This window comes from Rhodococcus sp. P4_E4, assembly GCF_056401575.1.
Genome location: NZ_JBFUJB010000012.1, coordinates 138,191 through 160,735 on the forward strand (window position 1 = coordinate 138,191; position 22,545 = coordinate 160,735).

Here is a 22,545-nt window from a genome sequence, read left to right on the forward strand (position 1 = left end):
ACGGATCCCCATCACCCCTGTGATGAAAAGGCTTAGGGCAGGAGACATCAGTGGCACAGCCCGCATTCCCCGAGGGAATCGACTTCACGGACCCCGACATCTACGCGGAACGCATGCCGTTCGAGGAGTTCGCCGAACTCCGGAAGACGGCCCCCGTGTGGTGGAATCCGCAGCCCCCGGAAATCGGTGGATTCCAGGACGAGGGCTTCTGGGTGGTCACCCGTCATGAAGAGGTCAAGGAGGTCTCGCAGCGAAGCGACATCTTCTCGACCCACGAGAACACTGCGATTCCTCGCTTCGCCGACGACATCCCGCGCGAGAACGTCGAGATGCAGCGATTCATCCTCATCAACAAGGACGCTCCGGAGCACACCAAGCTGCGCAAGCTGGTTTCGCGTGGATTCACCCCGCGAGCCATCAACAGCCTGCGCGAAGAACTGACCGAGCGCGCCGAAAAGATCGTCAAGACTGCGGCTGCCGGTGGTGCCGGAGACTTCGTGGTTCAGGTCGCGTCCGAACTTCCGCTGCAGGCAATCGCCGAGCTTCTCGGTGTGCCGCAGGAAGATCGAATGAAGCTCTTCGACTGGTCCAACCAGATGACGTCCTACGACGACCCCGAGTTCGACATCGACCCGCAGGCAGCGTCGATGGAGATTCTGGGATACGCGTACCAGATGGCGGATCAGCGCAAGAAGTGTCCCGCCGATGACATCGTCACCAAGCTCATCGAAGCTGACATCGACGGAAATGAGCTCTCCCCAGAGGAATTCGGCTTCTTCGTGATTCTGCTTGCGGTCGCGGGTAACGAGACCACTCGCAATGCCATCACACACGGCATGGTTGCCTTCCTCGACAATCCCGACCAGTGGGAGCTGTACAAGAAGGAACGCCCGAAGACTGCGGCCGACGAGATCGTTCGTTGGGCCACCCCGGTGACCTCTTTCCAGCGGACCGCGCTCGAAGACACCGAACTCGGGGGACAGAAGATCAAGAAGGGCGATCGCGTCGTGATGATGTACGCGTCGGCCAACTTCGACGAAGACGTCTTCGAGAACCCCACGAAGTTCGACATCATGCGTGACCCCAATCCGCACCTCGGATTCGGCGGCACGGGTGCGCACTTCTGCATCGGCGCCAACTTGGCTCGTCTCGAAATCGATCTGATCTTCAATGCGATCGCCGATCACCTACCCGATATCACCAGGCTCGGCGATCCCCGTCGCCTGCGCTCGGGCTGGCTCAACGGCATCAAAGAGTTTCAGGTTGATTACAAGACATCGGGCTGCCCGGTCAAACACTGATCCGGACATATACTGACCTGGTAACCGGCGAGTAGGTTCTGTGTAGGTTTTCGGGAGTTGCCTCTGCACTCTCGAACACGCAGAACTACAGTAGACGTTCCGGGGGGCCACTAGTTGGCAACCTGGAACTGCGGCGGCGTCTGCGGGATCCCTCATCTCCCGTAGGCGCCGCCGTTTGTAGTTCAATCTCTAATTCAGCCGCCGTATGGCTTGGTGATCGCTTCCAGGAAATGTCCCGACGGGTCGAGGAAGTAGACCCCACGCCCACCGTCGTTGGTGTTGAAGCCGGTACTCGACTGGCGCGGATCGGCCCAGTGATCAAGTTTCAACGCCTGTATCCGCTGGTAGATGCCGTCGAAGTCATCTTCGGAGACGAGGAAAGCGTAGTGCTGAGACGCAACCTCGGCGCCCTCTTCCACCTGTGCGAAGTCCAGTGTCACCCCGTGCTCGAGTTCGACGCCGAGAAAGTAGCCGGCCTCGACCGGGCCTGGCAGACCGAACATGTGAGTGAAGAACCACGCAGACTCTTGTCGGTCTTTTGCGGCGATGATGGTGTGGTTGAACGAAATGGTCATGAGTGACCCCTTGCAGTACGACGCCTCCATGCCTGACGCAGTCCGTCATCGACACGCGACGTTGGCAACCAGGAAACCATTTCAGGGTTCTCGGTGCAAGTACGACAGGCTGATTCGAATACGACGAGAGCGGCCCCGGTCGATGACCGGGGCCCGCCGATGGTGGTCCGGATCTTGCCGATGTTGACGTTCTCGTTGCCGCACACCAGTGAATCGTCGATCAGAAACTCGAGCTTGTCCGCGGTCGCGATCGTCATGTCGTAGAACTTGGAGATCGCTTCGCGTCCGTGATGGCCTTTGCCTTCGGGATCGAATCCCGACGGCCCGACCGGATCCTCCACCCAACCGTCCTCGGCGAAGAGGTCCAGCCAGGCTTCCTTGTTCTTGCCACTCGCTGCGGCGCGCGAAGCGTTACCCGCGACGCGGGCGGGGTGTTCGTCAGTCATCGCGACTCCTCAGTTGATGTACTGTTCGGCGAACTTACGCATCGAATCCTGCTTTGCCTCCAGCGGGGCATCGAAGCCGATTCCGTCGAAAACCCAAGGTACGGTGATGATGTCCGTGACGCCGGCATCTTCGAGTTCTGCGTAACCGTCCTTGCCGAAACGGTCGATGCACACCGTCTGGATTTCGAACGGCTCGTTCTCGCGGCCGTACTCGGCGCGCAGTTCGCGTAGTCGTGCGATCACACCCACCAGGTCGTCGAACTTGATCATCGCCGAGGTCCAACCGTCGCCGACTCGCGCAGCACGCTTGAGTGCCACCTCGGTGTGGCCGCCGACGTAGAACGGAACCGGCTTGGTGGGAGCTGGACTCATCTGCAGGCGATCGAAATCGAAGAACTCGCCGTGATACTCGACCATCCCGCCGCCGAGAATAAGTTTGAGAACGTCGATCATCTCGTCCACTCGGGCGCCGCGACGCTTGTACGGCGCGCCGCACCACTCGAACTCTTCGGGAGCCCAACCGATTCCGACGCCGAAGCCGAAACGGTTGTTCGTCAATGCCGCTACAGATCCGACCTGCCGCGCGAGCAGGACCGGATTGCGGCTACCCAGCTTGAGCACCTGGGTGTAGAACTCGATCTTCTCGGTCACCGCGCCCATTGCAGCTGCGGCGATCAGCGGATCGACCCAGGGGGTCTCGGCATTCCACATCCGAGACCCGTCCGGGGTGTACGGGTAATCCGCCGCCTGCGTTTCCATGAAGAACAGTGAATCGGGGAGAGCGATCGACGAAAAGCCGCATTCCTCGGCCGTTTTGGCGATACCGGCTAACTGGTCCAAGGGGTTCATGGCAACCCCGACGGTGTACTTCATCTTCGGCCTCTTCCTGATCGGCGTGTGTGCTGCTGTTACGTGGTGGGACGTTCGGAGCCGACGACCCACATCGAGAAGTACTGCGAGCCACCGCCGTAGGCATGGCCGAGAGCCTTGCGCGCGTCGGCCACCTGGTGATCGCCGGCGCGGTGCATGACCTGCATCGCCGACTCGGCGAAACGGATCATGCCCGAGGCACCGATCGGGTTGGAAGAGAGAACGCCGCCCGAGGCATTGACCGGGAGCTTGCCGCCGATCGCGGTTTCGCCGGCCTCGGTCAGCTTCCAGCCCTGGCCTTCCTCCGCGAAACCGAGGTTCTCGAGCCACATCGGCTCGAACCACGAGAACGGGACATAGATTTCGGCGCAGTCGATTTCGTTGAGCGGATCGGTGATTCCCGCGGACTTCCACAGCGCGGCCGCGGCGTCACGGCCGGCCTGCGGATTGACCTGATCGCGTCCGGCATAGAAGGTCGGCTCGGTGCGCATGGCGGTTGCGTGGATCCACGCGACCGAACGACCCTCGGCCTCGACCTGTGCGGCCGCTTCCTCGTTGCCGATCACCAGAGCGCACGCGCCGTCCGAGGACGGGCAGGTCTCGTCGTAGCGGATCGGATCCCAGAGCATCTGAGATGCCTGCACCGATTCGAAGGTGATGTCCGGCTGCCGCAGGTGCGCATACGGATTGAGGCTGCCGTTGAGCCGATCTTTCACCGCGACGAGGTAGCCGATGTGCTCCGGTGCGCCCGATCGGCGAATGTACGAACGGACGTGCGGGGCGAAGTATCCACCGGCGCCGGCGCCGACAGGCATGTTGAACGGTACCGGTGTGGACAGCGCCCACATGGCGTTCGACTCGGACTGCTTCTCCCAGGAAACCGTCAGAACCCGCTTGTGGACACCGGATTTGACCAGGCTGGAGGCGACGATAGCCGTCGAACCACCCACCGAGCCGGCAGTGTGAACACGCAGCAACGGCTTTCCGTTGGCGCCAAGGGCATCCGACATGGCGAGTTCGGGCATCATCGAACCCTCGAACAGGTCGGGGGCCTTTCCGATGACGACGGCGTCGATGTCGTCCCAGCCGACGTTGGCGTCGAGCATCGCGGCGTCGATGGCTTCACGAACCAAGCCCGCCATCGAGACATCATGACGCTTTGCGACGTAGTGAGTTTGGCCGGTGCCGAGCACGGCCGCGAGTTGAGGCGTTCCGGCCATCAGTTCCGTCCCTCCAAGACTGCTACCAGGTTCTGCTGCAGCACAGGGCCGCTTGTTGCATGGGCCAGAGCGCGATTCGCCTGGCCGTCGAAGATTGCCTTGGCGGCGTGGCCGATTCGTTCCAGACCACCGGCGAACAGTGGGTTGCCGCTGAGCGGACCGCCGGACGGATTGATCGTGGTGGCGTCGGTCAGGCCGATCGCTTCCTTCAAGATCAATTCCTGGTGAGTGAACGGCGCGTGCAGTTCGGCGACGTCGATGTTGCCGACCTCGCCGCCCGTTGCCGCCTTGGCTGCCGACGTTGTGGACGGCGAGGTGGTCAGGTCACGTGCACCCAGGTTGGGGGAGTCGATGCGATGCTCGAGTCCGGTGATCCACGCCGGCCGCTCGCAGAGATCGCGGGCGCGATTGCCCGAGGCCAGCACGATTGCTGCCGCACCATCGGTGATGGGCGCACAATCGTGTGCGCGCAACGGATCTGCGAGGAACGGGCTGGCGAGTAGTGCCTCGATGTCGACCTCGCCTGCGAGCTGAGCCTTCGGATTACTCAGCGCGTGACGACGGCTACGAGCGGCAACCTCCGCCATGTCCTCTTGCGTCCACTTACCCGCGTCGAGTCCGAGTCGGGCTTGAAGTCCGGCGATCGAGACGGAGTCCGGCCACAGCGGAGTGACGAGGTACGGATCGAGCTGCATGGACAGGATCTTGCGCAGGTGCCCGGCGGAGGATTTGCCGAAGCCGTACACCAGCGCGGTCTCGACCTCGCCGGTCAAGATCTTGATCCACGCTTCGTAGAAGGCCCACGCAGCATCCATCTCGACGTGAGATTCGTTGATCGGCGGGACCGCTCCGATGGAGTCGATGGCCGAGATGAAGGAGAACGCTCGTCCGGCCAGGTAATCGGAAGATCCGGAGCACCAGAAGCCGATGTCGGACTTGGTGATTCCCAGATCGCTGTAGAGCTGCTGGAAGCACGGGACGAGCATCTCGACGCCGTTGGTGGTGCCGTTGGTTTCGCGGACGTGGGGTGCCTGAGCAAAGCCCACGACTGCGATGTCTGCAGAAGTCATTTCAGGAGCCTCACAGGTGGTGTTGGAAGGTGGAGTACTCGGCGTCGGGTTCACCTGTCGGCCGGAAGTATTCGATGTTCTCGAGGGTGTAACCCCACTCTTCGCGAGGCTTCCACTTGGCTTCGACGCGCATGCCCATGCGTACGTCCGCGGCATCACATTCGAGGATCAAGTGCAGGAACGGAATGTCAGCCCCGTCGAGAAGCACGTAGGCGGCCACGTAGGGAGGTTTGATTCGCTGCCCGAGGAACGGGACGTTGACGATGCAGAAGGTGGTGACAATTCCCTTGTCGGGCAGTTCGATCTGCTCGCTCGTCGGCTTCCCGTTGGTGGGATTCGCGCCGCGCGGTGGGATGTAGATCTTGTCTTCGGGTCCGCTGCGACCACCGATCAGCTTGCCTTCTGCGAGACCACGGAGGTAGAAACTCTCCTCGGCCGAAGCGGAATGCATGAAGTGCAGGTCGACAGGCGTCGTGATCATGGTGACAGGATCGGCGGTGGAATCGACTGTCGCGATTCCATTTTCGCTCTCACCTGGTTCGAAGCACTCGATGTCCTTGATCTGCCCGATCCGCTCCGACGCCCAGCGAGCACGAACCCGCAGGCCGGTGCTGATGTCGTCGGGGGAGTCGACGTCGACCGCGTGGAGCATGGACGTGTCCGCGCCGTCGAGCTTGATCAGGGCCCACGCGAAAGGCTTCGTCAGGGGTTGACCCTCGATGGGTTCGGGCATCCACGTCCAACTCACGACCGTTCCGCCGTCGGAGACTCCGACGAAGTCGGTCAGTGGTTCGGCCGTATCCGGATCGAATTCCGGTGGCGGCACGAAGACACGACCGTTCGACCCACGTGCGCCGATCACCTTGCGATCACGCAGGGCAGTCACGAACGCGCCGATGGTCGGTCCCGTCGATCTGGTGTAGTCGAAATGGAGATTCAATGGTGCGCTCAGGGGCTTGTCGGCCACCCCGCTCTTTCCGATGGTCACAAGATCGAGTAGAACAGGTTCTAGAGATTGTGGCAAGAGTCACTTCTGATCACCGGCAATGTGGAGGCCTGCGATGAAGCTTGGGTTGCAACTCGGATACTGGGGCGCACAGCCGCCGGCAAACGCCCCGGAACTGATCGAGGCCGCGGAAGGCGCGGGATTCGACGCGGTCTTCGCGGCGGAGTCGTGGGGCTCGGACGCATTCACCCCGCTTGCCTGGTGGGGATCTCGGACCGAGAACGTCCGTCTCGGCACGTCCGTCGTACAGATTTCGGCACGAACACCGACCAGCTGTGCCATGCACGCGCTCACTCTCGATCACCTCAACGGTGGGCGAACGATCCTCGGGCTCGGCGTATCCGGACCGCAGGTCGTCGAAGGTTGGTACGGCCAGCCATTCGAGAAGCCGCTCGCGCGCACCCGCGAATACGTCTCGATCGTGCGCCAGGTCCTCGCCCGTGAAGCGCCCGTCACCAGCCCCGGCCCCCACTACCCTCTGCCGTATGCGGGACCGGGCAGTTCGGGACTTGGCAAGCCGCTCAAGCCCATTACGCACCCGCTGCGTGCGGACATCCCGATCTGGCTCGGCGCCGAAGGGCCGAAGAACGTCGCGCTCGCCGGTGAAATCGCCGACGGGTGGCTGGCGATCTACTACACCCCACGCCTGGCCCCGATGTACAACAAGTGGCTCGACGAAGGCTTCGCTCGCGCCGGGGCCCGTCGTAGTCGCGAAGACTTCGAGGTGGCCGCCACGTGCCAGGTCATCGTGACCGACGATCGCGCCGGCGCCATCGCCGCGCTCAAGCCGATGACCGCCCTCTACGTCGGCGGAATGGGCGCCCCGGAGTTGAACTTTCACGCACAGGTCTACAAGCGGATGGGCTACGAGAAGGAGGTCGACGAGATCGGTCGCCTCTTCATGTCGGGTCGCAAGGACGAAGCTGCTGCCGTCGTCCCCGACGAGATGGTCACCGAGACCATGATCATCGGCAACGTCGACGAGGTGCGCGCGGACGTGAAGCGTTGGGAGGAAGCCGGAGTCACGATGCTGCTGGTGACCTGCCGCGACGCCGACCATGTGCGAGAGCTCGCGGCCGCGGTGGGTGGTTGAGCGGGGCACCCCCCTTTTTTCGAGCGGGACCCCCATTTTCCGAGCGAACGGTACGTTCAGCGCATCTGAGGCGCTCAACGCGCCTTTCGCTCGCCGAAAGTTATCCACAGGGCCGCCAAAACCCCAGGTCGCCGCCGGGGCCCACGCTGCTACTCGAGTCATGCTGCAACCATGCGACGTGGAATGTGGGGCGATGATCTGGACGCGATCTACCGCGTCAGTCGAAGTGGAGTGATCCGAACGGCCGAGTTGGCGCGATTGGGCGTCTCCAACTCCGCCGTGCACACCCGGTGTCGAGCGGGCGGACCCTGGCAGCGCATATTGCCAGGAGTGATCCTGCTCCGAAATGGTCAACCGACGCCACGTCAACGATCGATCGCTGCGCTCATGTTGAGCGGTGACGAGTCTCTGCTGACGGGGCGATCTGCCATGTCGGAGTACGGATATCGGACGCACGCCGGGGATGTGCAGGTGCTCATACCCATCGACCGTCGAGTTCAATCGGTTGGATTCGTCACGGTGGAGCGCACTATTCGACTGCCTGAGGCGGAGATTCGCAACGGTCTGCGCTGTGCGCCGCTGCCGCGGGCACTACTCGACGCTGCGAGGCGGTGCAAGGCCCTCGATCCCACACGGGCACTCATTGCCGAGGTCGTTCAGCGTGGCGACGTCTCGGTGCGCGAACTTGCGAAGGAACTCGAGGCGGGTAGCAGTCGGGGTTCCGCGCTACCTCGGGTCGTGTTGCGCGAAGTGAACGCGAACGTCCACTCGGTTCCGGAGGTTCACGCGCGAAAACTGTGGCAGCGGAGCGGGCTGCCGGAAATGTTGTTCAACCATGAGATCCGGGATGCTGACGGAGACTTCATCGCAATTCCGGACGGATGGATCGATTCGGTTGCCTTCGCGTGGGACATCGACTCCTTGGAATGGCATGCCGCGCCGACGGACTACAAGCGCACGGTGGAACGTCGGACGCGTATGCAGAATGCGGGAATCATCGTGTTGCCGACGGTGCCCAGTGCACTGCGAACGGACCCTGATCGTGTGATCGAGGACCTGCGTGCGCACTACAGATTGGCGCAGTCACGTCCCCGGCCACAGGTGTTCGCGAGGTCGAGGTGGGTCAAATTGGACGAAACCGGCTGAGCGAAAGTGCCTTTCGGCGCACTGAAGGCGCCGAAAGGTACGTTCGCTCGAAAAGGGGGTGGGTGGGACCGAGAGCGGACGGGAAAGGGGGGTGGCTCAGACAGGGGTGGGTCAGGCAGGGGTGGGTCAGGCAGGGGTGGGTCAGACACCCTTGAACTGGGGCGCCCGCTTCTCACCGAAAGCCCGCGGGCCCTCCTTGGCGTCCGCGCTCATGAACACCTTCATGCCCAGCTGCGCGTCGATCTGGAAGGCCTCTTCCTCGTGCATACCCTCGGTGTCGCGGATGGTCTTGAGAATCGCCTGCACGGCGAGGGGACCGTTTGCACTGATCAGGTCCGCGAGCTCCAGCGCCTTGTCGAGGGCCTGACCGTCCGGGACGACGTGGCCGATGAGCCCGATCTCCTTGGCCTCCGGAGCCTTGATGTGACGACCGGTGAGCAGGATGTCGGCTGCGATCGTGTACGGAATCTGTCGAACGAGACGCACCGCGGAACCGCCGAGCGGGAAGAGCCCCCACTTGGCTTCGGAGACGCCGAACTTGGCGCTCTCACCCGCGACGCGGATGTCGGTGCCCTGCAGGATTTCGGTTCCACCGGCGATGGCTGCACCCTCGACCGCAGCGATCAGCGGCTTGGTCAACCGGCGACCCTTGAGTAGACCTTCGATCTTGGACATGTCGACGCCGCCGCCCGCGAAGGAATCTCCCGGAGGCTTGGCGGACATGTTCTTGAGGTCGGCGCCGGCGCAGAAGTCGCCGCCAGCTCCGGTGAGTATCGCGACGCGGATTTCGGGGTCGTTGTCGACCTGATCCCAGGCGTCGACCATGATCGCCATCATTTCGCCGGTGATGGCGTTCTTACGTTCGGGGCGATTCATGGTCACGATGAGAACGTGGCCACGCTTCTCCACGAGGCAATGCGGCGCGGTTTCCGAAATGTCTGATTTTTCGGTCGTCGAAGTGGACACTGATGACTCCTGGCGGGTCTGTGAGCTGGCTCTCAAATTGGGTCTTGCCAGAAACGGTAACACGTTCTACTTTGAACTCGTGGCCCTTAACATCGCAGACTTCGTAGAGCACGCAATCGACCTCGTTCCGGACCGCGTTGCGCTGGTCTCGGACAACCGCGAGATGACTTATGCGCAGTTGGAGGACCGAGCAAACCGCCTCGGTCACTACCTGCGTGAACATGGCGTTCAGCCGGGTGACAAGGTCGGCATCTACTGCCGGAACGTCATCGAGGCGATCGAGGCCATGGTCGCCGTTTTCAAAATCCGGGCCGTGATGGTCAACATCAACTACCGGTACGTCGAGAACGAGTTGCAGTACATCTTCGACAACTCCGACATGGTTGCGCTCATTCACGAGCGCCGCTACTCGGACAAGGTCGCGAACGTCCTGCCGAACACTCCCAAGGTCAAGTCCGTCATCGTGGTCGAGGACGGCACCGATCTGGGCTTCAATGCTTTCGGCATCGGCTACGAGGACGCACTCGCGCAGAGTTCGGCTGAGCGTGATTTCGAAGAGCGCAGCAACGACGACATCTTCATGCTCTACACCGGCGGCACCACCGGAAGTCCCAAGGGCGTCATGTGGCGCCACGAGGACTGGTGGCGTGTTCTCGGCGGCGGCATCAACTTCGTCACCGGAGTTCCGGTCGAGGACGAGTACGAGATGGCGAAGGTCGGCGCAGCAAACCCGAGCATGATCCGCTACCCGATCCCCCCGATGATTCACGGTGGTTCGCAGTCTGCGGTGTTCCACAGCCTCTTCGGCGGCGGAACCTGTTTGATGCACCCGGAATTCGACGCCCACGAGGTGTGGCAGAACATCGACAAGCACAAGGTCAACCTGATCTTCATCACGGGTGACGCGATGGGCCGTCCGATGCTCGACGCACTGATCGCCGGCAATCCGAAGACGGGTGAGCCGTACGATCTTTCGACGCTCTACGTGATGGCCAGCAGTGCTGCGCTCTTCTCGCCGAGCATCCAGGAGCAGTTCCTCGAACTGTTGCCCAACCGCCTGCTGACAGACTCCATCGGAGCATCCGAGACCGGCTTCGGCGGACTGGCCGTGCTGAGCAAGGGTCAGAAGCATACTGGCGGTCCGACGGTCAAGATCGACGCCTCCACAACGGTTCTCGACGACGACGGCAACGAGGTCGAACCCGGATCGGGCAAGCGCGGCATGCTCGCGCGCAAGGGCAACATCCCGCTCGGCTACTACAAGGACGAGGTCAAGACGGCCGAAACCTTCCGCACCATCAATGGCGTTCGCTACTCGATTCCCGGCGACTATGCGCAGGTCGAAGCCGACGGCACGGTCACGATGCTCGGCCGCGGTTCGGTGTCCATCAACAGCGGCGGCGAGAAGGTTTACCCGGAAGAGGTCGAGGGCGCGTTGAAGGCGCACCCGGACATCTTCGACGTGCTGGTGGTCGGTATCCCCGACGAGCGCTTCGGTCAGCGGGTTGCCGCAGTGGTTCAGGTACGCGAAGGCACGTCGCCGACGTTGCACGACATCGCCACCGCAGCGCGCAAAGAGATTGCCGGATACAAGGTTCCGCGCAGTGTGTGGTTCGTCGACCAGATCAAACGCAATCCGGCCGGCAAGCCCGACTACCGCTGGGCGAAGGCCGAAACGGAATCGCGCGAGGCTGACGATCACAACGGAAACGGCGCTCCTGTGGCGTCCGCAAACGAAAGCGTGGAAGCCTGATGCGTTCGGATCTGGCCGATAAGTTCGGCATCGAATACCCGATCTTCGGATTCACTCCTTCCGAGCACGTCGCGGCCGCGATCAGCCGCGCGGGCGGTCTGGGCGTGCTCGGTTGCGTCCGGTTCAACGATCCGGAAGAGCTCGAAGCCGCACTGACGTGGATGGACGAGAACACCGACGGTAAGCCGTACGGCGTCGACATCGTCATGCCGGCCAAGGTGCCGACCGAGGGCGGCGCCGTCGATCTCGACAAGCTGATTCCGGAGGAGCACCGCGCCTTCGTCAACCGCACGCTCGACGAGCTCGGTGTGCCGCAGCTTTCCGACGACGTCGAGCATGCGACCGGCGTACTGGGATGGCTTCACTCGGTGGCGCGGTCTCACGTCGATGTTGCTCTGGGACACCGGATCGCGTTGATTGCGAATGCACTGGGATCACCGCCGAAGGACGTTATCGATCAGGCACACGAGAAAGGCGTTCCGGTAGCAGCACTGGCCGGCGCCGTCGAGCATGCACGTCGTCACGTCGAGAATGGTGTCGACATCGTGATCGCGCAGGGCTACGAGGCCGGCGGTCACACCGGCGAAATTGCGTCGATGGTTCTCGTTCCGGAAATCGTTGATGCACTGGGCGATTCGGCGTCCGTACTGGCTGCCGGCGGTATCGGCAGCGGCCGTCAGGTGGCTGCTGCACTTGCACTCGGTGCGTCCGGAGTGTGGATGGGCTCGTACTGGCTCACCACATCCGAATACAAACTCGGCAGTGCGTCGGGCGAAGGCCCTTCCGCTATTCAGCGTGCACTGTTGGGCGCGACGTCGGCCGACACCGTACGTTCGCGCATCTACTCGGGTAAGCCCGCTCGGTTGCTCAAGACCAAGTGGACGGAAGCCTGGTCGAACCCGGGAGCACCGGCGCCCTTGCCGATGCCGCTGCAGAACCTACTGGTCAGCGACGCTCATCAGAGAATCGCTGCATCGGAGAACCCGGAAGTTGTGGCAATGCCCGTCGGTCAGATCGTGGGACGGATGAACGAGATCCGACCGGTCGCCGAGGTCATGGCAGAGCTGGTGTCGGGGTTCGAGGACGCGCGAACCCGACTGGATTCGATGAAGTAGTAGATGACACGTACGTATGCCCTCGGCCGAGTTTCGGCCGAGGGCATACGTCGTTTCAGCCGGCGAGGTCGTCCGGTCCGACGCTGTCCGACAACCATTCTCCGCGGCTGAGGGCGCCGTCGTCGCGGCGACGTGCGATCACGAAAATGACCAGGGCGGCAGCGAGGACAACTGCGAGAACGCGCGAAGGCGTCAGGTTCGGGTTCTTCATACCCGTAATTTTGCCGGAAGAACGGGCGCGATGGTGAGACAGCGGAGCAAAATCACGCGTTTCGAAACTACTGCGCTTCGGAAGCATGAAGGCCGGCGATCCGCTCGCGCAGGCCACCGAAGTGCACATCGAGAGTGTGCGCCGCCTCGACGGCATCACCCGTACGGATCGCGTCGAGAATCGCACGATGCTTCGACGCGATGTCGATCAGTGGTGTATCCGAATGCCCGATAGCCTGCTGGATCTCGCTGTACACCTGCCAGAAGACGTCCATCAACTGAGCGAGGACCTGGTTGTCGAGCGGGGAGTACAGGCGGGAATGGAAGGTCGCGTCGATGTCGGAGAAGTTCTTCCCGGCGGCGGCACGGACCTCCATGCCGGTGACGAGTTCGTCGAGGTCGGCGTGGTCGGCCGACGTCATCTCGGCCATCGCCGCACCGATCAGTCCGGTCTCGAGTGCCTGACGAATGTCGACCAGTTCCATCGCCTCGTGCCCGGTGCCCTGCAACGACAACCGGCCACGGAAGGTCAGGCCGTCGGCGAGAGCGTCGAAGTTGCTCGGGGCGACGAACATTCCGAAACCGTGACGGATCTCGACGACGCCCAAGGCCTGCAGAACCTTGAGTGCCTCGCGGAGGGTGTTCCGGCCGATACCCAATTCCTCGGACAGTTCGGCCTCGGTGGGCATCGGGTCGCCGGGGGAGAGTCTGCGTTCGAGGATCAAGTTCATGATGTCGGTCTGAAGTGCGCGCATGCGGTTTTGCGCGCTGAAACGAGCGCCCTGTGTGCCACTCCGGACAGACATCGATTCCCCTTTTCTGATACGAACGTCCTTCATCCTATGTCCGGTCATCCGCTCCATTGGTCAACCCACGTCAACGGTGCGTTGCAGGAGACTGGGCGCCGCGCCCAGCAGTTTGGCCGTGTACGCATCCGACGGGTTGTCGAATACTTCCTGGGCCGTCCCCTGCTCGACGATCCGCCCGGCGTTCATGACGACGATCGTGTCGGAGACGTACCGCACCGTCTGGATGTCGTGCGAGATGAACACCATGCCGAGCCCCAACCGAGCCTTGATGTCGCTGAGCAGGTTCAGGATCTGCGCTCGCACCGAGACATCGAGAGCCGATGTCGGTTCGTCGGCCACGATGACGTCAGGCTCGAGCGCGAGTGCACGCGCGATCGCGACACGTTGACGCTGACCGCCGGAGATCTGGCTCGGAATGACTTCGAGCGCAGATTGGGGGAGTCCGACCAAACCGACCAGCTCGCGAACTCGGGCGGTTCGGCTCGCGCGGTTGCCGATGCCGTGGACGTCGAGCGGATCGGTAAGGATGTCGGCCACCGTCATTCGCGGATTGAGCGCGGTAGCCGGGTCCTGGAAGACGATCGAGATCGCCCGCCCGAACTCCTTGCGCACGCCCGCCGACCGGGTCAGAGCGCTTCGGCCGCGAAATACCACGTCGCCCGACGTCGGTTTCTGCAATCCGACCATGACTTTGGCCAGAGTGGACTTGCCGCAACCCGACTCGCCCACGATGCCGATCGTCGCCCCTCGTCGTACGGCGATACTGACATCGTTGACCGCGTGAACCGTGCCGGGTTTGAACAGTGATCCCGAACGGGTCTTGTGGACGACGTGAATGTTCTTCAGTTCCAGGATGGGTGCTTCAGCTGTAGTCATCGCACGCTCTCCAATTCCGATTCTGCGTGTGCGGGAGTCGCGGACTGGTTCGCGAAGAAATGCTCGGTCTCGCCGATCCGAACCATCTCGGGCTTTCGGTTTGGATCGGAATCCGGACGCAGGGAACGTTCGGCAAAACGGTCACCGGTGGCGAAGCTGCCGGGCGACGGTACGGTTCCCTGGATCTGGTGGAGCCGCGGAGCCTCGTCCTCGATGGAGAGAACGGCGCCGAGGAGGCCCTGAGTGTATTCGTGACGCGGATCGACGAGTAGATCGCTGGTGGGCGCAGACTCGACGACCTGACCGGCGTACATCACCGTGATCTTGTGAGCGAGTGAAGCAACGAGTGCAAGATCGTGGCTCACGAAAACCATGGCAAAGCCGAGCTTTTCCCGAAGATCGTTGAGCAAGTCCACGACCTGCGCCTGGACGGTGACGTCGAGAGCGGTGGTGGGCTCGTCCGCGACGATCAACCGCGGACTGCGGGTGAGCGACATGGCGATCAGAACGCGCTGACGCTGACCACCGGAAAGCTCGTGTGGGTAGCTGGAGAGAGTGCGCACCGGATCGAGTCCGACGAGTTCGAGCAGTTCCTCGGCTGTGCGGGTACCGCCGCGCTTGGTGAGCTGCTTGAACTGCGCGCGGATCAGCATCGCCGGGTTCAAAGAACTCAGCGCATCCTGGTAGATCATCGCCATGTCGTGTCCGCGCAGCTTGTTTCGCTCCCGGTTGTTCAGTTCGAGGACGTTGACGCCGTCGAACAGGATCTCGCCGGTCACCACTGCTGTCTTGGGCAGTAGACCCATGATCGCCAGCGAAGTGAGCGACTTTCCGCAACCGGACTCGCCGACCAGTGCCATCGTCTCGTTCGGGCGGACGGTGAAGCTCACGTTGTCGACGATCGCCGTGTCTCCGTAGCGTTCGGGGAACCGGATCGTGAGATTGCGGACCTCGAGGAGGGGCGCTGCATCGCCCTCGTACACAAGACGATCGGACCGAGACCGCTCGGTTTCCGCCAGGATCTTCAGGTGAGTTTCGAGAGGAGTCGGCTCGGCCGCCGGCTTCAGGACATCTTTCACGACGCTCGGGTCGGCGAAGTCGTCGATCAACTCCGGAGTGTTGGCGACCGATGCGGCTTCGTCCTCCAGAATGAGCTCGTTGGAGGTCTCCTCCGCTGCGGCAGTCTGCGCTGCTTCCAGTGCGGAGGGCGTCTTCTTGGTTTTCTTCAGACTCGGATCTGCCATCGCGTCGGTCAGGCCCTCGGCGAGCACGTTGAGGGAGAGCACCGTCAGAAGAATCAGCAGACCGGGGAACACCGTTGCCCACCAACCACCGAGAAGGACCATGTTCTTGCCGTCGGCGATCACCGATCCCCACGACGGATCCGGGGGACGGACACCTGCTCCGATGAACGACAGGCTGGCTTCCAGCACGATGGCGTCGGCGACCATGACAGTGCAGAAGACGAGAACGGGCGCAGCACAGTTGGCTACGACGTGCTTGACGACGATGTGTGAAGTTCTTGCGCCGATGACCTTTTCGGCCGCGACGTAGTCCTCACCGTACTGAGCGAGAACGTTCGCGCGAACGACGCGGGCGACCATCGGTGTGTAGAGGAACGCGATGGTGACGATCAGAACCGGAATCGAACCACCGAAGGCTGCGACGAGTACGGCAGCGAGCGCGATGCCCGGGAACGCCATGACCACGTCGAGCACTCGCATGATGGTCTCGTCGACGCCTTTTCGGCTCGTTGCGGCGACCGACCCGATGAGAGCACCGGCGCACAATGCGAGGAAGGTGGACCCGAGACCGATGGTCAACGACCAGCGTCCGCCGTAGAGCAAGCGGCTGAACAGATCTCGGCCGAGACTGTCCTGACCGAACCAGTGCTCGGCGCTGGGGCCCGCGGTACCGACCGCCTGTTCGAGTGGGGTGTACTGCGTGATCAGCGGCGCGAAGAGGCAGGCGAGCACGATGATCGCGAGAACCGCCATCGACAGCCAGGCCGAGAGGGGGAAGCGAGAAAAGGTGATACCGGGTCGCGAAAGCTTCTCGGTGAGTTTTCTTCTCATCATGCTGCGCTCCGAAGTCGTGGATTGACGAGCAGGTAGAGGATGTCGACGGCGAGGTTGACGACGACGAAGCCGACCGCGATCACGATGACAACACCCTGAACTACTGCGGGGTCACCGTTGGTGACGCCGTTGATCATGAGCTGACCCATTCCGGGAAGACCGAAGATCTGCTCGATGACCACAGCGCCACCGAGGAGGTATCCGACCCGTAGACCCAGGACGGTGAGCGGGTTGATCAGTGCGTTACGCAAGACATTTCGCCCGATCACCACGTGATAGGGCAGGCCGCTGCCGATCGCGGTACGGACGTAGTCCTTGTCCAACTCCTCGACCATCGACGTGCGGATGATGCGCGTGAGTTGTGCTGCGACGGGCAGTGACAGGGACAGCGCCGGGAGCGCCATGTACCAGAGCCAGTCGGTGACGGAGTCGCTCGGATTGACGTAGCCACCGGTGGGGAACCATCCGAGTTGGACGGCCAGATACTGAATCATCAGCAGTGCCAACCAGAATGACGGTGCTGCCACACCACCGAGGGAGATCACTCGGATGACCTGATCCGGCCAACGATCGCGGAACAGTGCGCTGGTGACACCGAAGATCAGCGAGAGCACGATGGCGATCACCAGTCCGAGAACCGTGAGCTGAATGGTCAGTGGCAGAGCGGTGGAGATCGAGTCCAACACCGGGGTACCGGAAATCAGACTGTCACCCATATTGCCGCTGACCAGATCGGTCACGAAGTGAACGTATTGCAGCGGAAGCGGATCGAGCAGTCCGTTCTCTTCCTTGAACTTCTGCAACTGTTCCGCAGTCGGGTTGCCGCCGTTGAACGCCGCCGTTGCGGGATCGGTGGGCGCGAACTGCATCACGATGAAGACGAACGCGATGATGCCGAGGATCAGGGGGATCAGTATCAGTAATCGCCTGATCAGCATGGGGAGGACTCTTGCCATCGGGGAATCTCTCAGTTGTGGGAAACGGCCGAGCGGGCGGGTATCAGGCCGGCTTCGCCTGAAGCAGGTTGACGCCGGGGTACGGCAGCGGAGTGACGTCGGCGATCTTCTTCGGATCCCACGCAGTCAGGAGTTCCTGATGGAGAACCGGGTAGTAGACAGCGTTTTCGGCGATCTGGTTCAGGTACGACTGCACAAGGGTGCTGCGCTTTGCCGGGTCTGTCTCGCGGGTGGCCTCGTCCATGGTGGCGTAGATCTTCTGTGCCTCGGGGGTGTCGTCCCACTTGGCGTAGGTCTTCGTCCACAGGCCGCCCTTGCTGTACGTGTAGCGCACGAGGAGGTCGACGTCGCTGCCGAATGCCTGTGGGTTGGACGTACCCGCAGCGATCTGGAACTTCTGGCCGCTGTTGAGCTTGCTCACCATGGCGCTGGTGTCCTGCGGTTCGAGCGTCGTGTTGAATCCGACTGCATCCCAAGACTCTTTGATGGTCGGCAAGCAGTCGGCCAACCAGCTGACGTTGGTGGAGAGCAGCGTCAGGTCGAGGCCACTGACACCGGCGGCAGCGAGAAGCGAGCGGGCCTTGTCCGGATCGTACGAGTAGACGGTGGACGCTCGCGCGTAGTCGGGGTTGCGCTCGTACAGGTAGCTCGTGGCCGGTGCTGCCTTGCCGCCGAGGGCGATCTCGATCATCTTCGGGGTGTTGATCGCATAGAACATCGCCTGGCGAACACGAACGTCGTCGAACGGTGCCTGAGTGGTGTCGAAGAGCAGGTACATGAGGTTCATGCCCGGGTTGCCCTCGACGGTGCGCCCACCGGAGGTGAGGGTAGGGACGTTGGCGACGGGGATGTTGTCGGCGAGTTGTGCACCGGCATTGTTGCCCGAGACGCGCGCGATGCGTGAGGAGGTGTCGACGATGGAGAGCCAGTTCATGGTCGCGAAGTTGGCCGGACGCGGCCCGTTGTACGCCTCGAACGCCTCGAAAGCTGTGTTGCTCTTGGGGGTGTGGCTCTTGAGCTTGTACGGACCGGAACCGACGACCAGCGTTCCGGACTTGGCCTCGTCCCAGTGGCCGTCGAAGACGTGCTTGGGCATGATCTTGGCGATCGAGAGACGCTGTGCGGCAGCGCTGAACGGGTAGTTGAAGTTCAGGGTCACCGTTTGGTCGTCGACCTTGGTGACGGACTGCAACCAGGAGGAGAAGAAGGAGCGGATCAGTACGTTCTGCTGTGGATCGAGGATGCGATCGAAGGTGAAGACGACGTCGTCCGAGGTGACCGGAGTGCCGTCGTGCCAGGTTGCGCCCTCGCGGATTTTCATGGTCCAGCTCGAGGCGGTGGCGTCGGTCGGGACGGCCTGTGCGAGCGCCGCATACGTCTCACCGGTGCCTGGATCGTTTTCGAGCAGTCCCTCGTAGACGTGGTTGACCGCTGCCATGAGGAAACCGGATGCAGTCTGCATCGGGTCGAAGCTCTGGTCGTTGCCGTATCCGATGGCGGTGGTCAGATCGCCGGTGCTCGCGGAACCGCCGACAACCGAGGTCGACGACGGGCCGCCGCCACAGGCCGCGAGAGTCGCGGTGATACCTGCTGCAGCTCCCAGTAGCCCGGTGTACCGGAACAGGTCTCGGCGTGTGAACGCGGAGCTCAGCGGTCGTTCGTTCTTCAAGGCGGCCTCCAAGGCGGGGAGCGGGACATCAAGGGAGTGGATAGGGGATGTCCTATGTTCGACGTCCGATGTTGCGTAACTTACATTGTGGATCAGAAAGCGTCTAGAGAATCTTCGGAACTGGCGGCGCTGAACTTGGACGTTTCGCCGGTTTTGAACCAAAAATAGTGCGCTCACCTGCATAGATGAAGACTGCGTTACCGACGTCGAATTGACGACCGATGACGCTGGCCGTATAACATAGGACATCCCTCATCCAATCTTTGGAGACTTCATGACCCGATATAAAGTCGGTGTGGTCGGTTGCGGATTCTTCGGTAGTTCCCTCGCTCGCGAGCTGGCTGCCCATCCACGTTTCGAACTGGCGATGCTGTGCGACCGTGACTTCGAGCGGGCCAAGGATGTCGCCGCAGAGTTCTCGGCAACCCCGACAGACGATCACGACGCGGTGGCCGCTGACCCGGAGTTGGCCCTCGTTGTCGTCGCGACGCCCAATCACGCGCACGCCGAACCTGCCATCGCGGCACTCGAACACGGCAAGGCAGTTTTTGTCGAGAAGCCACTTGCCGTCGAACTGGTCGATGCGCAGAACATGATCGCGAGCGCCGACGCGAGCGGTTCGCCGTTGATGGTCGGGCACATCATGCGGATGATGCCGGGTGTACGACGTCTGGCGGACCTGCTGACGTCGGGGGAGCTCGGTGAGGTCGCTGCGATCGAAACGTCTCGCTCACGCTGGATCGACACCGACGGCGCAGATCCACAGTGGTGGAAGCTCGACAAGAGCCGAACGGGTGGAGAACTGACTCACGAGATTCACGAACTGGACCTGATGTGCTGGCTCGGCGGCGAGGTGACTGCCGTGTCGAGCATCGCCACCGCGGACGACGGCTTCCGCAACACAGTGGTGTCGTTCGCCGGCGGCGCGATCGGCAGACACACCATCTCGACGCGTTCACACACTTCTTCGTGGGAGCTGACGGTCGATGCCGCCGAAGGCTCGGTCCACGCGGACTTCCACACCGGCCGGGTCAACCGACTGCGCGGGGGACGGGTCGAAGAGTCGTGGCCGATCTTCGACGTCGACGCCGAGAATCAATCGTTGATCGACTCTGCGAGCAGGACGCAGAAGTACAACTCGGGTAACGGAGGATCCCCGCTGTGGATGCAGGCTGCGATTCGCCACGAAATCGACGAGATGGCAGCAGTTCTCGACGGCAAGGCTGACTCCGGCTCACCGTTGACATACGCACGTGAACGCGCACTCGTCGTCGCCGAACAGGTGCGACTCGGTGGCGGGGAACCGGCGGCGCTGTCGGGAAGTGCGAGGTGACCGTGCGTGTAGCCGTCATCGGCAGCGGCGCAATCGCGCGGGACCACGTCAGCGCTTTGGCGCGCATCCCGTCGGTCGAAGTCGCCTACGTATTCGGCAGTGACTTGGACCGTGCCGCATCGGTCGCGGCATTGGCGCCGGGCGCGAAGGCCAGTACTGATCTGGCGAAGATTCTCGCAGACCCGAGCGTGCACGCGGTCAACGTCGTCGGGGCCACTCCTGACCACGCGCCCGTGACGATAGCCGCAGGCCGCGCGGGAAAGCATGTGCACGTGGAGAAGCCCGCAGCGCTGACAGTCGCGGACTTCGACGCGATGGTCGAGGCCACCGAAGGTGGCGGCACCTCACTGATGGTCGGACAGACCGTACGATTCCAGCCGTCGATCACCTCGATCGGAAACTCGGTTGCACAAGGCGCCATCGGCGACCCCCGGTTGATCCACCTCAGTTGGTACACCGGCCACGTCTGGCCAGGGGGCTGGCGAGGCTGGCAACACGACAAGGAACGCTCGGGTGGTCACCCCGTTCACAACGGAACCCACGCTCTCGATCTGGTGACGTGGCTGATCGGTCGTCGTCCGATCCGTGTGTTCGCTCGTAGTTTCCCCACCTTCGCGGCGGGGATGCCCGTGCACGACAGCTTCCATCTGACCGTTCGCTTCGAGGACGGATCGCTGGCGCTCATCGAATTGGCTTACGCACTGCCGCAATCGGGAAAGATGGTGCGCCGGATCGTGGTGTCGGGGACGTCCGGCACGCTCGCGCACGACACCGGCGACGACCCAGGCCTGATGACGGATACGACAAACGCGCCGCCGTCGTCGATCGAAGATGCGATGGCGCATCAGATGCGCCACTGGATCGCCACTCTCGACGGTTCCGCGACCCCGATAGTCGAGAACTGGCAGGTACGTGCAGCTCTCGCGACTGCCATCGCTGCACAACAGTCACTCGACACCGGCCGCGCGATCTCGATCGGAGAACACCGATGACCGGCACCGGTTCGATCCGCGTCGGATTTGTCAGCGGCGTAAGGCATGCCGGCTCCTATGCGGACCTGTTGCGCTCCGATCCTCGAGTGAGCTTGATCGGGGCCTCCGACGAATCCTCGGTCCACGATTGGATTCGTGAGGACGGAATCGCGATGGCAAAGGCCGCAGACATCGAGTGGATCGACGAACTCGGCGAGCTGCTCGACCCCGAACGGATAGACCTGGCGATCATCTGCAGTGAGCCGACCAGGCATGCACGGCTTGCGATTGCCGCACTGAACGCGGGACTCGACGTCCTGGTGGACAAGCCGGTGGGTATCGACGAGTCGGAGGCCGCGGCGGTCGAGGAAGCGGCACGGTCGAACGGGCGAATCTGTACGGTGGTGAACCGCACTCATTCACCTGCGCTCCGGCGACTGCGCCGCTGGATCGATGCCGGAAACCTCGGACTGCCGCGCCACGTGGACATCGAGTTCCTTGCAAGCGGAACACATTTCGCGACGTCCGTCGAGCGTCCCGAACTGGTGGTGGATCCCGCGCTTTCCGGCGGGGGAGAAGTAGTGAACTTCGCCGGTTACGCCGCCGACTACCTCAGATACCTCACCGGCCTGGACGTCACCGAGGTGTACGCCGAGACGAGCACACTCTACGGCGGGGCCCACCAGCAGTTCGGAGTCGAAGACACGGCGTTGATCTCGCTCGCCCTGGAAAACGGCGTCACCGCGACGGTGACCGTCGGAAGAATCCCCGCAGCACCGGGTTTCGGCGCGAATACCGCGACGGTTCGGGTCCTCGGCTCCCACGGATACGCGAGTTCCGACGACGACAAACCCGCGGTGACCCACTTCGCATCCTCGGGAAACGTGACCGCACTACCCATCGGCGGCTTCGGTTCGGACAACGCGGTGTCGAGCTTTCTCTCTCACGTGCTCGATCGACTTCCCACACGGACCGAACCCGACTACACCGTGGCAGACGCCCGCGCGTCGATGCGCGTGATCGATGCTGCCTATCTGTCCGCCTCGAGCGGTCAGCCGGTCTCCGTCTCTCCCTGACAGCCC

21 protein-coding genes are annotated in these 22,545 nt (G+C 62.6%); 8 read left to right on the forward strand and 13 right to left on the reverse strand.

The window, feature by feature from the left end; genetic code table 11:
* Positions 1–50: 50 nt before the first annotated feature.
* Positions 51–1,301: a cytochrome P450 gene (locus AC1DVN_RS15460; RefSeq protein ID WP_003945573.1), complete on the forward strand. Its 1,251-nt coding sequence runs from the start codon at positions 51–53 to the stop codon at positions 1,299–1,301.
* A gap of 194 nt (positions 1,302–1,495) precedes the next feature.
* Here AC1DVN_RS15460 and AC1DVN_RS15465 read toward each other — a convergent pair whose 3' ends face one another.
* Genes AC1DVN_RS15465 through AC1DVN_RS15490 form a run of 6 tightly spaced genes read right to left on the reverse strand, consistent with a single transcriptional unit; the run spans position 1,496 to position 6,470 of the window.
* The gene (locus AC1DVN_RS15465; protein ID WP_020906296.1) at positions 1,496–1,876 is read right to left on the reverse strand and encodes a VOC family protein; all 381 of its coding nucleotides are present in this window, start codon (positions 1,874–1,876) and stop codon (positions 1,496–1,498) included.
* Positions 1,873–2,322, reverse strand: a complete 450-nt coding sequence (locus tag AC1DVN_RS15470; protein WP_477993997.1) for a nuclear transport factor 2 family protein — start codon at positions 2,320–2,322, stop codon at positions 1,873–1,875. The genes AC1DVN_RS15465 and AC1DVN_RS15470 overlap by 4 nt, the downstream gene beginning before the upstream one ends.
* A gap of 9 nt (positions 2,323–2,331) precedes the next feature.
* The gene (locus AC1DVN_RS15475; RefSeq protein WP_019746978.1) at positions 2,332–3,195 is read right to left on the reverse strand and encodes a TIGR03619 family F420-dependent LLM class oxidoreductase; all 864 of its coding nucleotides are present in this window, start codon (positions 3,193–3,195) and stop codon (positions 2,332–2,334) included.
* A gap of 35 nt (positions 3,196–3,230) precedes the next feature.
* Entirely contained in the window at positions 3,231–4,412 is a 1,182-nt protein-coding gene (locus AC1DVN_RS15480) for a thiolase domain-containing protein (protein ID WP_003945946.1), read from the reverse strand.
* Positions 4,412–5,482 carry a thiolase domain-containing protein gene (locus AC1DVN_RS15485; RefSeq protein WP_003945801.1) on the reverse strand — a complete coding sequence of 357 codons (1,071 nt, stop codon included), beginning with the start codon at positions 5,480–5,482 and terminating at the stop codon, positions 4,412–4,414. The genes AC1DVN_RS15480 and AC1DVN_RS15485 overlap by 1 nt, the downstream gene beginning before the upstream one ends.
* 10 nt (positions 5,483–5,492) lie before the next feature.
* Entirely contained in the window at positions 5,493–6,470 is a 978-nt protein-coding gene (locus tag AC1DVN_RS15490) for a Zn-ribbon domain-containing OB-fold protein (RefSeq protein ID WP_021342921.1), read from the reverse strand.
* Between the two features lie 73 nt (positions 6,471–6,543).
* Between AC1DVN_RS15490 and AC1DVN_RS15495 the strand changes: the two genes are divergently transcribed.
* Positions 6,544–7,581 (forward strand): LLM class F420-dependent oxidoreductase, encoded by a 1,038-nt coding sequence (locus tag AC1DVN_RS15495; RefSeq protein ID WP_021342922.1) that lies wholly within the window; start codon positions 6,544–6,546, stop codon positions 7,579–7,581.
* A 171-nt stretch (positions 7,582–7,752) separates the two neighbouring features.
* Complete coding sequence (locus AC1DVN_RS15500) at positions 7,753–8,727, forward strand: hypothetical protein (protein ID WP_042950858.1); 975 nt, start codon at positions 7,753–7,755, stop codon at positions 8,725–8,727.
* A gap of 141 nt (positions 8,728–8,868) precedes the next feature.
* Here the strand turns inward: AC1DVN_RS15500 and AC1DVN_RS15505 are convergent, their stop codons facing one another.
* Entirely contained in the window at positions 8,869–9,693 is an 825-nt protein-coding gene (locus AC1DVN_RS15505; protein ID WP_007734275.1) for a crotonase/enoyl-CoA hydratase family protein, read from the reverse strand.
* Positions 9,694–9,772: 79 nt separating this feature from the next.
* Here AC1DVN_RS15505 and AC1DVN_RS15510 point away from each other — a divergent pair, with 79 nt between their 5' ends.
* Positions 9,773–11,446 (forward strand): acyl-CoA synthetase, encoded by a 1,674-nt coding sequence (locus AC1DVN_RS15510; RefSeq protein ID WP_477993998.1) that lies wholly within the window; start codon positions 9,773–9,775, stop codon positions 11,444–11,446.
* A complete protein-coding gene (locus tag AC1DVN_RS15515; protein ID WP_477993999.1) occupies positions 11,446–12,561 on the forward strand; it encodes an NAD(P)H-dependent flavin oxidoreductase in 1,116 nt (371 codons plus the stop codon). Before AC1DVN_RS15510 ends, AC1DVN_RS15515 begins: the two co-directional genes overlap by 1 nt.
* A gap of 55 nt (positions 12,562–12,616) precedes the next feature.
* Here AC1DVN_RS15515 and AC1DVN_RS15520 read toward each other — a convergent pair whose 3' ends face one another.
* From AC1DVN_RS15520 to AC1DVN_RS15545, 6 genes are all read right to left on the reverse strand, one after another.
* A complete protein-coding gene (locus AC1DVN_RS15520; RefSeq protein WP_019746984.1) occupies positions 12,617–12,772 on the reverse strand; it encodes a hypothetical protein in 156 nt (51 codons plus the stop codon).
* Between the two features lie 67 nt (positions 12,773–12,839).
* Positions 12,840–13,577 carry a FadR/GntR family transcriptional regulator gene (locus AC1DVN_RS15525; RefSeq protein WP_024487763.1) on the reverse strand — a complete coding sequence of 246 codons (738 nt, stop codon included), beginning with the start codon at positions 13,575–13,577 and terminating at the stop codon, positions 12,840–12,842.
* 60 nt (positions 13,578–13,637) lie between these two features.
* Positions 13,638–14,456 (reverse strand): ABC transporter ATP-binding protein, encoded by an 819-nt coding sequence (locus AC1DVN_RS15530; RefSeq protein ID WP_020906302.1) that lies wholly within the window; start codon positions 14,454–14,456, stop codon positions 13,638–13,640.
* The gene (locus AC1DVN_RS15535) at positions 14,453–16,531 is read right to left on the reverse strand and encodes a dipeptide/oligopeptide/nickel ABC transporter permease/ATP-binding protein (RefSeq protein WP_021342926.1); all 2,079 of its coding nucleotides are present in this window, start codon (positions 16,529–16,531) and stop codon (positions 14,453–14,455) included. The genes AC1DVN_RS15530 and AC1DVN_RS15535 overlap by 4 nt, the downstream gene beginning before the upstream one ends.
* A complete protein-coding gene (locus AC1DVN_RS15540; RefSeq protein ID WP_182261384.1) occupies positions 16,531–17,490 on the reverse strand; it encodes an ABC transporter permease in 960 nt (319 codons plus the stop codon). Before AC1DVN_RS15540 ends, AC1DVN_RS15535 begins: the two co-directional genes overlap by 1 nt.
* 43 nt (positions 17,491–17,533) lie before the next feature.
* The gene (locus AC1DVN_RS15545) at positions 17,534–19,159 is read right to left on the reverse strand and encodes an ABC transporter substrate-binding protein (protein WP_007734285.1); all 1,626 of its coding nucleotides are present in this window, start codon (positions 19,157–19,159) and stop codon (positions 17,534–17,536) included.
* A 274-nt stretch (positions 19,160–19,433) separates the two neighbouring features.
* Here AC1DVN_RS15545 and AC1DVN_RS15550 point away from each other — a divergent pair, with 274 nt between their 5' ends.
* The 3 genes from AC1DVN_RS15550 to AC1DVN_RS15560 are packed head-to-tail and all read left to right on the forward strand — an operon-like array spanning position 19,434 to position 22,539.
* Positions 19,434–20,492, forward strand: a complete 1,059-nt coding sequence (locus AC1DVN_RS15550) for a Gfo/Idh/MocA family protein (RefSeq protein ID WP_477994000.1) — start codon at positions 19,434–19,436, stop codon at positions 20,490–20,492.
* Complete coding sequence (locus AC1DVN_RS15555) at positions 20,489–21,484, forward strand: Gfo/Idh/MocA family protein (protein ID WP_021332425.1); 996 nt, start codon at positions 20,489–20,491, stop codon at positions 21,482–21,484. The genes AC1DVN_RS15550 and AC1DVN_RS15555 overlap by 4 nt, the downstream gene beginning before the upstream one ends.
* Entirely contained in the window at positions 21,481–22,539 is a 1,059-nt protein-coding gene (locus AC1DVN_RS15560) for a Gfo/Idh/MocA family protein (protein WP_021332426.1), read from the forward strand. The genes AC1DVN_RS15555 and AC1DVN_RS15560 overlap by 4 nt, the downstream gene beginning before the upstream one ends.
* Positions 22,540–22,545: the final 6 nt, after the last annotated feature.